This window comes from Streptomyces sp. 4F14 (assembly GCF_048159485.1).
Classification (GTDB): domain Bacteria; phylum Actinomycetota; class Actinomycetes; order Streptomycetales; family Streptomycetaceae; genus Streptomyces.
Genome location: NZ_JBLRVY010000022.1, coordinates 129,843 through 141,129 on the forward strand (window position 1 = coordinate 129,843; position 11,287 = coordinate 141,129).

Here is an 11,287-nt window from a genome sequence, read left to right on the forward strand (position 1 = left end):
CGTTGTCCACCCTGATACGACCGGCGAAGGCCGCCCCAGTGACCCCCGCCCCGGTCAGACGCGTGAGGAAGCGCGGCGGCGCCAAGGGCCTGCTGTTCATGCTGCCCTTCCTCCTCGGCTTCGTCCTCACCTACGTCGTCCCCATCGGCTACGCCTTCGGCCAGAGCCTCCAGGAGAAGAAGTCCAGCGGCATCGGCTTCGGCCCCACCCGCGTCGTCTTCGCCGGGTTCGCCCACTTCTCCGCGATCCTCGCCGACGGCAACTTCTGGACGGCGATGGCCCGCACCCTGCTCTTCGGCGCCGCGCAGATCGCCGTCATGCTCGGCGTCTCGCTGCTCCTGGCGCTGCTGCTCGACGGGGTCGCCGCCCGCGCCGTGCGGTTCTTCCGCGCCGGGCTGCTCATCCCGTACGTCATCCCCGGCGTCGTCTCCACCCTGATCTGGCTGTTCCTCTACAGCCCGACCGCGAGCCCGATCTCCGACCTCGTCGGCTCGGACGTCTCCTTCTTCGGCGGGATCAACACCTACCTGTCGCTGGGGAACCTGCTGACCTGGCAGGGCATCGGCTTCAACATGATCCTGATCTCCGCCTCGCTCCAGGCGCTGCCGCGCGAACTGTACGAGGCGGCGCGGCTGGACGGCGCGAAGGAGTGGCGGATCGCCTGGTCCATCAAGGTCCCGAACATCACCGGGATCCTCGTCCTGACCGGCATGTTCTCCCTCATCGGACGGCTCCAGCTGTTCACCGAGCCGCTGTTCCTGCGGTACGTCGCGCCCGAGTCGATCAGTACGGACTTCACGCCGATGCTGGAGATCTTCGACCGGGCGTTCAAGACGGGCGACTACCAGTACGCGGCCGCCGAGTCCCTCGTCCTGGCCGTCGTCACGGGCGTCCTCGCCTTCGTCTTCTACCGCGTCACGAACAGGAAGGTGTCATGAACGCCGGTGTCCGCCCCAGCCGCCGGGCGACAGCCCTGACCACCGGCCTGCTGATCGTCTTCCTGCTGTACTCCCTCGCCCCGACCTGGTTCCTGCTGGTCGCCTCGACGAAGGACCAGACCGACCTGTACTCGACGTTCGGGTTCTGGTTCTCCGGCAACCACCTCGCCGACAACATGCGGGCCGTGTGGGAGTACCACGACGGCGTGTTCGGGCGGTGGCTGTTCAACTCCGTCCTCTACTCCACGGTCGGGGCGGCCGGTTCCACGCTGATCTCCCTGGCCGCCGGGTACGGCCTCGCGAAGTACGAGTTCCGGGGCCGGGGCGCACTGTTCGGGGTCATCGTCGGCGCCTCCCTGCTGCCGAGCACCCTGCTCGCGTTCCCCCTCTACCTGGTCTTCGCGGAGATCGGGCTCACCAACACCGTGTGGGCGGTGCTGATCCCGTACTTCATCAACCCGTTCGGCGTGTACCTCGGCAAGGTCTACGCCGACACCTCGGTCCCCGCCGAACTCCTGGAGGCCGCCCGCATCGACGGGGCGAGCGAGACGCGCGTCTTCTTCTCCATCGCCCTACGGCTCATGCGGACCGGCGGCATCACCATCTTCATGCTCGACTTCGTCACCATCTGGAACAACTTCTTCCTCCCCCTGTTCATGCTGAACGGCGAGCGCTCCTTCCCCGTCACCCTGGGCCTCTTCTCCTGGGTCCAGCAGGCGCAGACCTCCCGCGACATGAACACCCTCGTCCTCACCGGGTCCCTGCTGTCGATCATCCCGCTGGCGGTCTTCATGTTCGCCCTCCAGCGCTACTGGCGCAGCGGAATCCTCATGGGAAGCCTCAAGTAAAGGAACAGCCGTGCCCCACGCACCCCGCCGACGTGACGTGCTCAAGTACGCCGGAGCGACCGGCGTCGCCGTGACCGCCCTCGGCCTCCCGGCGACCACCGCCGAAGCAGCCCCGGGCCGTGCCCTGTTGGACGTACTCGTCTTCGGCGACGCCGGCTCCGAGGCCGCGCACCACCTCACCGCCACCCTCTCCGACACGGTCACCGGCGGCCTCGGCCAGAGCGCCCGCGTCCTCAACCCGACGGAGCCGGCGTCCTATTGGGGCGGCACCCTCAAGTTCGACGTCGCCGTCCGCCCGACCGGCACCACGTACGTCACCGTCCGCCTGTGGGGCGACGACCACGACGACACCTCCGAGGAAGCCGGCGCCGGGACGAACATGTACCGCCTCCAGCTCTTCTGCGAGGGCAAGCAGGTCGGCTACCAGGACCAGGGCGCTGTCGACGGCCTCGACATCCTCGACACCGCCCCGCGCACCCCCGGCCGCTTCTTCTTCCACACCCTCCCCCTCCCGGAGAAGATGACCGCCGGGAAGACCCGAATCACCCTGGAGATACGGTCGTCGGGCCGCATCTGGCCCTACGGGCAGAACGCCGCCCAGCTCTTCCGCACGATGACCACGCCCTCGCGCGGCATCTACCGCCTCTACACCCACACCGACCCGTACTTCGTCCCGCCCAAGGGCGAGGTCCAGGGCGCCGCCCCCACGCCCACCCCGCGACCCGGCGGCGAAGAGGTCCTCGACGCGATCAGGGCACGCGTCCAGAAGGACCAGCAGAACCTGCTGACCAGCGGAAACCCGGCGACCTTCGACGGCTGGGCGATGCAGTCGCTGGCCGAGGGCTACCTCTGGTCCGGCAGCCCGGCGTACGGCAGACCCGAGGCCTTGGACCGGGTCCTCCAGGCGATCGACGGCCGCTACCTGGCCTGGAAGGCCGACGCCGCCGTCATGACCGGATCCGACCAGCAGTGGCAGGGCTTCGGACGCGTCGGCCTGGTCCTCGCGCTCCTCTGGGAACACCTCGGCGACCGCCTCGACACCCAGGTCACGGGCTCCCCGTACGCCATCGCCAACCCCGGCTTCGAAGCGAACGGCGGCTGGGAGATGCCCGGTTGGGCGAACGCCGGTGGCGGCACCTGGACCCGCGACACCACCGTCGCCCGCACCGGCGCCGCCTCCCTGAAACTCCAGGTCGGCACGGACACCGGCTACAGCTACGTCAACTCCTACGGCAAGGTGAAGATCGGCACCGGCACCTACCGCTACGGCGCCTGGATCAAGACGGACGGCGTCACGGGCCTCGGCGCCCACATCGACCCCCTCTTCTACGACGCGAACGGCAACCGCGTCGGCAACGACCACAAGGTGTACGCCGCGCAGGGCACCCACGACTGGGAGTACGTCGAGTTCGTCTTCGACACCCCGGCCGGCGTGACCCAGATGCAGCTGCACCTACGGCTGTCCGGCCCCGGCACCGCCTGGTTCGACGACGTCACCCTGACCCCGCCCGCCGGCTCGGCGACCCCCGTACCGCCGGTCCGCCGCACCGCGTACGCCGACATGCTCAAGTCCAGCCGCGACTACTGGCGTCAGCACTTCCCGCACTACAGCAACCAGGCCCAGATCTGCGCGATCGGCCTCTACCAGACCAACCGTGGCCTCGGGCTCCTCGACCCCGGCCAGGCGCTCCCCGAGGACAAGGCCCGCGACTACCTGTACCAGTCGATCGGCCTCGTCCCCTACCTCGGCCCCGAGGACGCCGACGGCAACCCGACGAAACCCCTCGGCGCCGGCTACTACCAGGTCAGCCGCGCCGGACTGACCCGCGAACTCGGGTACGTCGGCGGCTACGGCGAGGTCATCGACTGGCTCGTCATGATGTACGAGTCCGTGACACGCGGCTACGGCGGACAGGCCGCGCCCGAACTCCGCGACCACATGGTCAAGATGACGAAGGCGCGCGGCAACTTCCGGGTCATCGACGTCGACAAGGACCACCACCGCGTCTCCCGCATCGAGACCGTCATCGGCTGGCGCAACGAGGTCTTCCCCGGCGAGACCGCGTACGCCTCCCGCACCGCCTGGGACTCCAACCCCGTCATGTCCGCCGCCGCGTTCAAGGACCCCGACATCACCGGCTGGACCCAGGAGATGGTCGCCGACGGCCAGCTCTACCCCCAACTCCACCTCCAGGCCACCCACACCTGGACCCGCGTCGGCCTCAACGCCCTGCGGTTCCTCTCCCGCGACTGGCCCGAGTTCCAGTCCCTCGCCGCGCGCCCGTCCCGGATCCCGACCGGCTGGGACCGCCCCGACTTCCTCGTCACCGACGAGGACAACGGCTGCGTCGCCCTGAAGAACGGGCGTCAACTCCTCTTCGTCTCCCTGTACTTCCGCTCCCGGCAGGGCGTCAACAACTACGCCCGCGTCCACCACGTCACCCCGGTCGACCAGCGCTCGGCGACTGTCCGGGAACGCTCGGCGGGCACGACCGGCGACACGTTCACCGCGCGCGACTGGATCCTGTGGGACTACGCCATCAACGACCCCGGCGCCGCTCACCTCCCGCCGGGCGGGTTCCCGCCTCCCGGCGACACCCTCCACCAGGCCCTGGAAGGGGACGTCTACCACCTCGCGCCGATCCCCGCCGACGTCCCCGACCCCGCACTCGGCGTGCACTTCGACGGCGTCGAGACCATGCTCGTCGGGCGGGCGCCGTTCTATCTCTGCGTGTACGGCGACTACTTGATCGCCATGAACACCAGCACCGACAAGGTGTTCACGCTCCCCGCCCGCCACGACTTCGGCCCCGCCCGGGACTTGGCCACCGGCAGGACGGTCGGTGCCGGACACTGTCCCAGGATCGGCCCCCGCAGCACCCTCGTCCTCCACCGGAGCTGACTCATGACGACCACCCGGCTCTTCTCCGCCACCCTCGGCCCAGCCAGTGCCCCCACCGTGCTCCTCGTGCACGGCTGGGGCGGCGACGGACGCGAATGGTCGTACCACGCCGAGGAGTTGGCGCAGAGGTACCGGGTGATCGTCCCTGACCTGCGCGGCCACGGCCGCTCCGACGTACCGGACACGGGCAACACCCCCCGGGAGATGGCGGACGACCTCGCAACCCTCCTCGACGGCCCGGTGATTGCCGTCGGCCACTCCATGGGCGTCCAGGTCGTCAGCCTCCTCGCCGTCCACCACCCCCACCTCGTCCACTCGGTCGTCGCCCTCGACCCGGCACACGGCGCGACGGGCGCCGAAGCCGACGGCATCCCGGCGAGGCTGGCGCTCTACGAAGCCCAAGGCGCCCGCGCAGCAGCCGAGTTCGTCGCGGGCGCCTTCTCCCCACAGGCCCCGCCCGGTCTGCGCACCGCCCACCTCCGCACGGTCCTCGGGACGCCGGACCACGTCATCTCCCAGGCGTACGCCGGGATGTACGTCGGCCCCGACGCGATCGGCGTGCGCCCGCTGACCGAAAAATTCCTCCGGCTGCGCACGCAACCGGCGTTGACCGTCTGGACGTCGGCTGAGGCGGCGACCTGGGAAGAGGGAACCCGGCGCTCGCGGGTCGAGCACTGGGCCGGGGTCGGGCATTACGTGCACGAGGAGCAGCCGGAGCGGACGGTGCGGCTGATCACCGAGTGGGTGGACCGCTAGCCCGGGATCGGTGTCCGGGCCGGGCGGCCGGCGAGGACGTCCAGGATGTTGTCCGCCGCCAGGTCCGCCATCGCCGCCCGGGTGGACTCCGTCGCCGACCCGATGTGCGGTGTCGTGACGATGTTCGGCTCCTTCACCAGAGGGGACAGGTCCGCGCCCATCGGTTCGCGGGCGAAGACGTCCAGCCCCGCCGAGTGGATGCGGCCCGCGCGGACGGCGTCCAGGAGGGCCTCCTCGTCGACGACTCCGCCGCGCGCGGTGTTGACGAGGGTCGCCGTCGGCTTCATCGCGGCCAACTCCCGGGCGCCGATGAGGTGATGGGTCTCCGGTGTCAGGGGGACGTGCAGGGAGACGATGTCGGACTCGGCCAGGAGGGTGGCCAGGGGCACCGAGTCGGGAGACGTGCGGCTGTGGTGCAGGACGCGCATGTCGAAACCCCGGGCACGGCGGGCCACCGCGCGGGCGATCTGGCCGTAGCCGATCAGGCCGAGGGTGGCGCCGTGGACGTCCAGGCCCAGGTACTCGTGCATCCGGAAGGTGTCCCAACCCCCTGACATGAGGCTCGCGTTGGCGGCTCCGAGGCGGCGCCGGGCGGCGAGGATCAGGGCGAAGGCGAGGTCGGCCGTCGTCTCGGCGAGCGTGCCCGGGGTGTGGGTGACGGTGATGCCGCGCTCGGCGGCGGCGACGCGGTCGACGTTGTCGTACCCCATGCTCGCCAGCGCGATCACGCGCAGGGAGGGGCCGGCGGCGTCCATCAGGGCCGCGTCCACGGTGTCGTTGCCGAGGGCCAGGATCGCGGTGACGCCCGGGGCGAGGGCCGCGAGGTCGGCGGGGGCCGGTTTGTCCGTGCCGGGCCAGGACACGACGTCCGCCGCCTGCGCGAGACGGGGCAAGGCGGTGCCGGGGAAGGATTCACGGGTCGTCAGCACGCGCGTTCTCATGGGAGGGACGGTAACCGGGAGCGGGTTCCCGCAACAAATAGGAAATGCGACTGACGCTATCGCGGGTCCTTATCGAAAGCCGTGACGAGTTCCAGGAAGAGGTCGTGCACCGCGAGCGCCGGTTCCGAAAGGGGCTGCCCGTCCGACGTCACCAAGGAGAGTTTCACCTGAATCACCGGGCTCACGATCCGGCGTACGGCGACCGAGCGCATGTCGAGGATCGCCCGCGCCGCCGACCAGGGCAGGACGGTCGCGCCGAGCCCGGCGTCCACCGCGTTCACCAGGGTCAGCGCCGACTCGACCTCGCCGACCACGTGCGGACGCAACGCCGCCTGCTGGAAGGCGGATTCGACGACCTGGCGGATCGTGTGGATCCGGCTCGGCAGCAGCAGCGGCACCCCCGCGAGATCCTCCAGCGCGACGTCCCCCTCCGTGCCGGGCGACCCGATCAGGTACAGGTCCTCCGTGCGCACCGGCTCGAACTGCACGCCCCGCAGCGGCCCGGCGCCGTAGATGAACGCCATGTCCATCCGCCCGGTCATGATGGCCTCGCTGATGACACCGCCGAAGTTCTCGTTGATGTGCAGCAGGATGTCCGGGTAGCGCTCGCGCACCGCCTTCAGCAGCGGCAGCGCGAGCGCGGCTCCCATGCTGTACGGCGCGAGCCCCACGGACACACTGCCGGCGGGCGCCCGCCCCGACACCTCCACGGCGGCATGCGCGAGGTCCACTTGGCGCAGGATCAGCTGGGCGTGCCGGTACAGCGCGCGCCCCGCCTCCGTGGGCGCCACTCCGCGCTTGCTGCGGATCAGCAGCTGCTGCCCGAACTGGGCCTCCAGCGCGGAGAGTTGCTGGCTCAGCGCGGGCTGCGCGATATGCAGGATGTCGGCCGCGCGCGTGATGCTCCCCGCATCGACGATCTTGATGAAGGAGTAGAGACGTCTGGTGTCCATGCGCGGGCCCTCCCGATGAGCGGAGCCTCATCGTAGGGAGCGACCGCTGTGAGCCGCGTCATAACGGTCCGCGATAACGGCAGAGTGAACGCGTATTGGTCGCCGGGCGAGCGGCGCACTACGTTGTGGGAAACCCGCTCCCGCCCTTCCCTTTTCCTTTCCTTCTGTTCCTTCTATTCCTTCTGCCGGAGGGATTTCCATGACGCGTACGGTCGATCTCGTGGCCGATCTCGGCGAGGGATTCGGCGCCTACACGATGGGCGACGACGAATCCCTCCTCGAATTGCTGACGTCCGCGAACATCGCGTGCGGATTCCATGCCGGTGATCCGCGCATCATGGACGCGACGGTCCGTTCGTGTGTGGAGAAGGGCGTCGCCGTCGGCGCCCACCCGAGCTTTCCCGACCTCGTCGGGTTCGGGCGCCGCGCGATGGACCTGACGCCGGACGAGGTCCGCACGGACGTGCTCTACCAGGTGGGCGCGCTCCAGGCGTTCGCCGTGGCGCACGGGACCCGGGTCCGGCATGTGGCCCCGCACGGGCGCCTCGGGAACCTCGTCGCCGTACGCGCCGACTACGCGCAAGCGGTCGTGGAGGCCGTGGCCTCGCTGGACGACTCGCTGACCGTCCTCGCCCAGGACGGTGAACTCGCCGACGCGGCACGGAAGCACGGGCTGCGGGTGGCCGTCGTCGGGATCGCGGACCGCGCCTACCGGGACGACGGGACGCTCGTCCCGCGCTCCGAGCCGGGGGCCGTCCTCCACGACCCCGACGAGATCGCGCGCCGCACCCTGCGGATGGTGACCGACGGGGTCATCGAGAGTGCGTCCGGCAAGGACATACCCGTCGCCTGCGACACCGTCCTCCTGCACGGCGACACCCCCGGCGCGATCACCCTGGCCCGCCTTGTGCGCGAGCAACTCCTCGCGGCCGGCGTCGAGATCACCGCCTTGAGCGCCGGGTGACCCTCACCCTCACCGACTGCGGTGACTCCGCCCTCGTCGCCAAGGCCGTCGACCTCGAACCCGAGGACGCCTGGCACCTCGTCCACGCCCTCGCCGACGCGCTCGACGCCGTCCGACTCCCCGGCGTACAGGGGCTGGTGCCGACGTACGACGCGCTGCTCGTGGAGTTCGACTGCGCCGACATCGACCACGCGACCGTACGCCGGGTCCTGCGGCGGGAGGCGGGCCGGATCGGGGGCGAGGCCCGGCGGGAACCGCGCCGGTTCGTCGTACCCGTCGTGTACGGCGGGGAGTTCGGGCCCGACCTGGCGGAGGTGGCCCGTCAAGTGGGCGTCAGCGAGGGCGAGTTGGTCTCACTGCACTCCGGGTCCGATCTCACCGTGCGGTGTCTCGGGGCGCCTGCGGGGGCGCCGATGATGGACGGGCCGCCGTTTCCGGAGCCGGTGCCCCGGCTGGCCTCGCCGCGTACGCGGGTCGAGCCCGGTGCGGTGGCTGTCGCGGGGCGGCAGGCGGTGATCTGTCCGATGCCGTCGCCGGGCGGGTGGCCGTTGTTGGGGAGGACGCCGGTCGGCGTGCTCGATCTGCGGGCCGATCCGTTCATGGCGTACCGGCCCGGGGACGTCTTCCGGTTCACGCCGATCCCCGAGTCCGAGTGGGATCGTCATACGAAGCGGACCCTGGCGGACTGCCATGGCTGACACCCTCACCGTCACGGTCCCCGGCGTGACCACCGTCCAGGATCTCGGCCGCCCCGGCCGCTCCCGCTACGGCTTGCCCGCCAACGGCGCCCTCGACCAGCACTCGGCGCGCGTCGCCAACGTGCTGTGCGGGAACGACGAGCGGGCGCCGCTGCTGGAGATCACGGCCCTCGACTTCGCCTGCGTCCCGTCCGTCGATGTGCTGGTCGCCGTCACCGGGGCGCCCGCCGAGGTGACTGTCGACGGGACGGCCCGGCCGCAGTGGGAGCCGGTGCCGGTGCCGGCCGGGTCGGTGGTGAGGATCAGCGGAATCCGGGTCGGGCTGCGGGTGTACCTCGCCGTGCTCGGGGCGTTCGACGCCGAGTATCTGCAAGGGAGTTGCGCACCCGACACCGTCCTCGGCTTCGGCCGGGCGCTGGGCAAGGGGGATCAGCTCACCCTGCGCAGGACGTGCCCTTCCCTCGCCCACGTCCCCTTCTTCCGGCTCAACGCCCCTGTTTTTCCCGCCACTTCCACTGTCGATGTCACCGACGGCCCCGACCGGGCCGAGTTCGGGGCCACCGTGCCCCGCCTCTTCGGGCAGCGGTTCACCGTGAGCCCGCAGAGCAACCACATCGGCCTGCGCCTGCGCGGCACAGGCCCCCTGCCCCGTCGTACCGCCACCGGCGAAGTCCTCTCCCGAGGGGTGCCCGTCGGCGCGGTCGAGGTGCCTGCCGGGGACGAACTCCTCGTGCTGCACCGGGGGCGCGGCGTCACGGCCGGATACCCCGTCCTCGCCGTCGTCACCGCCGCCGGGCTCGCCGTCCTCGGGCAGGTCCGCCCAGGCCAGAGCCTCCGCTTCCGGCACCGCACCCTCGAACAGGCCGTCGTGGAACACCGCGCGCGACGAGCCGCGATCGAGGCCCTCAGAACCCGCGTCCGCACCGCCTTCCAAGCCCTCAGGATCCCCTTGGAGACGCCATGAGCACCGTGGCCGCCCAACCCGTCCCCAACACCGTCGACCCGAGAACCGCCCGGAAGATCACCCTCGCCGGCTGCGTCGGGATCTTCGCCGAGCTGTACGACAACGGCATCTTCGGCTTCATGGCCGGCACGCTCGCCGTCGTCTTCTTCCCCGGCTCCGAGAACGCCGTCCAGCTCGTCTTCCTCGGATACGCCGTCTCGTTCTTCTTCCGCCCGCTCGGCGGGATCATCTGCGGCCACCTCGGCGACCGCATCGGACGCCAGCGGATGCTGGTCTTCGTCATCATGCTGATCAGCGTCGCGACCGCCGCGATCGGACTGCTGCCCACGTACGCCGCGATCGGCGTCGCCGCGCCGGTCCTGCTGATCCTCCTGCGGGTCGCGCAGGGCTTCTCCGTCGGCGGCGAGGCGTCCGGCGCGATGAGCTTCCTCGCCGAGCACGCGCCGGAGGGCAAGCGGGGCCTGTACACGAGCTACGCGCAGATCGCGTCGTTCCTGTCGCTGCTCACCGGCACGCTCATCGCCGCCGCGATGACCAGCGGACTCGGCTCCGAGCGCATGGAGTCGTGGGGCTGGCGGATCCCGTTCCTGCTCGCCGTACCGCTCGGCATCACCGGCATCTACATCCGCAAGCGGATCAGCGACACACCCAACTTCACGCGGCTGCGCGAGGAGGGCGGGCTGTCGAAGAACCCGCTCAAGGAGGCGTTCTCGTCCGCCGAGCACCGGCGCGCGATGCTGCTCGCGCTGTTCATCCCGCTGATGAACGGGTCCGGGTACTACGTCCTGTTCAGCTACATGCCGACGTTCATGAGCAGCGAACTGGACTTCAGCAAGGTGCAGGGGCTGCTGGTCACCGCGTCGAGCCTGGTCGCGATCTGTCTCGCCATCCCGTACATGGGACGGCTGTCGGACCGGGTCGGACGGAAGAAGGTCATCGCGGGGGCGGCGGTCGCCATGGCCGTCGTGGGGATTCCCTGTTATCTGCTGATCGGCACCGGGAACGTGGCCCTCGCCGTCGTCGGCGCCTGTCTGATGGCGGTGGTCTTCGCCGGGCACACCGGGGTGATCCACATTCTGCTGGTCGAGCTGTTCCCGACGCGGGTGCGGTACTCCGCGTACGGGCTCGGCTACAACGTCTCCGCCGCGCTGTTCGGGGGGACGGCGCCGCTGCTGATGACGTACCTGATCGACCGGACCGGCAATGTCAACATGCCTGCTTTCTACGCCGTGTTGACGGCACTCGGCACGCTCGTCGCGGTGTCCCGGGTGAAGGACCGGGCCCATCTGCCGCTGCGCGACGCCTGATCACTCACTTCCGAGT

At 70.4% G+C, this 11,287-nt stretch carries 10 protein-coding genes; 8 read left to right on the forward strand and 2 right to left on the reverse strand.

The genetic code is table 11. The features are described 5' to 3' along the window. Positions 1–2: 2 nt before the first annotated feature. Genes ACLZOT_RS32730 through ACLZOT_RS32745 form a run of 4 tightly spaced genes read left to right on the forward strand, consistent with a single transcriptional unit; the run spans position 3 to position 5,444 of the window. A complete protein-coding gene (locus ACLZOT_RS32730; protein WP_416972744.1) occupies positions 3–938 on the forward strand; it encodes a carbohydrate ABC transporter permease in 936 nt (311 codons plus the stop codon). Beyond that, positions 935–1,786, forward strand: a complete 852-nt coding sequence (locus tag ACLZOT_RS32735; protein ID WP_416972745.1) for a carbohydrate ABC transporter permease — start codon at positions 935–937, stop codon at positions 1,784–1,786. The genes ACLZOT_RS32730 and ACLZOT_RS32735 overlap by 4 nt, the downstream gene beginning before the upstream one ends. 10 nt (positions 1,787–1,796) lie before the next feature. After that, entirely contained in the window at positions 1,797–4,688 is a 2,892-nt protein-coding gene (locus ACLZOT_RS32740) for a Tat pathway signal sequence domain protein (protein WP_416972746.1), read from the forward strand. A 3-nt stretch (positions 4,689–4,691) separates the two neighbouring features. Further along, on the forward strand, positions 4,692–5,444 hold the full coding sequence (locus ACLZOT_RS32745; protein WP_416972747.1) for an alpha/beta fold hydrolase: 753 nt from the start codon (positions 4,692–4,694) through the stop codon (positions 5,442–5,444). On the opposite strand, the gene ACLZOT_RS32750 is transcribed toward ACLZOT_RS32745, so the two are convergent. Continuing rightward, the gene (locus ACLZOT_RS32750) at positions 5,441–6,385 is read right to left on the reverse strand and encodes a 2-hydroxyacid dehydrogenase (RefSeq protein ID WP_416972748.1); all 945 of its coding nucleotides are present in this window, start codon (positions 6,383–6,385) and stop codon (positions 5,441–5,443) included. The genes ACLZOT_RS32745 and ACLZOT_RS32750 overlap by 4 nt on opposite strands. Before the next feature lie 56 nt (positions 6,386–6,441). Continuing rightward, positions 6,442–7,338 (reverse strand): nitrogen assimilation transcriptional regulator NAC, encoded by an 897-nt coding sequence (gene nac, locus ACLZOT_RS32755; RefSeq protein ID WP_416972749.1) that lies wholly within the window; start codon positions 7,336–7,338, stop codon positions 6,442–6,444. A 199-nt stretch (positions 7,339–7,537) separates the two neighbouring features. Here nac and ACLZOT_RS32760 point away from each other — a divergent pair, with 199 nt between their 5' ends. From ACLZOT_RS32760 to ACLZOT_RS32775, 4 genes are read left to right on the forward strand one after another with little or no spacing between them, the layout of a single operon-like run. Next, positions 7,538–8,302 carry a LamB/YcsF family protein gene (locus ACLZOT_RS32760; protein ID WP_416972750.1) on the forward strand — a complete coding sequence of 255 codons (765 nt, stop codon included), beginning with the start codon at positions 7,538–7,540 and terminating at the stop codon, positions 8,300–8,302. Beyond that, complete coding sequence (locus ACLZOT_RS32765; RefSeq protein ID WP_416972751.1) at positions 8,299–9,000, forward strand: 5-oxoprolinase subunit B family protein; 702 nt, start codon at positions 8,299–8,301, stop codon at positions 8,998–9,000. Before ACLZOT_RS32760 ends, ACLZOT_RS32765 begins: the two co-directional genes overlap by 4 nt. After that, positions 8,993–9,964 (forward strand): biotin-dependent carboxyltransferase family protein, encoded by a 972-nt coding sequence (locus ACLZOT_RS32770; RefSeq protein ID WP_416972752.1) that lies wholly within the window; start codon positions 8,993–8,995, stop codon positions 9,962–9,964. The genes ACLZOT_RS32765 and ACLZOT_RS32770 overlap by 8 nt, the downstream gene beginning before the upstream one ends. After that, complete coding sequence (locus tag ACLZOT_RS32775; protein ID WP_416972753.1) at positions 9,961–11,271, forward strand: MFS transporter; 1,311 nt, start codon at positions 9,961–9,963, stop codon at positions 11,269–11,271. Before ACLZOT_RS32770 ends, ACLZOT_RS32775 begins: the two co-directional genes overlap by 4 nt. The last annotated feature ends 16 nt before the right edge of the window (positions 11,272–11,287 follow it).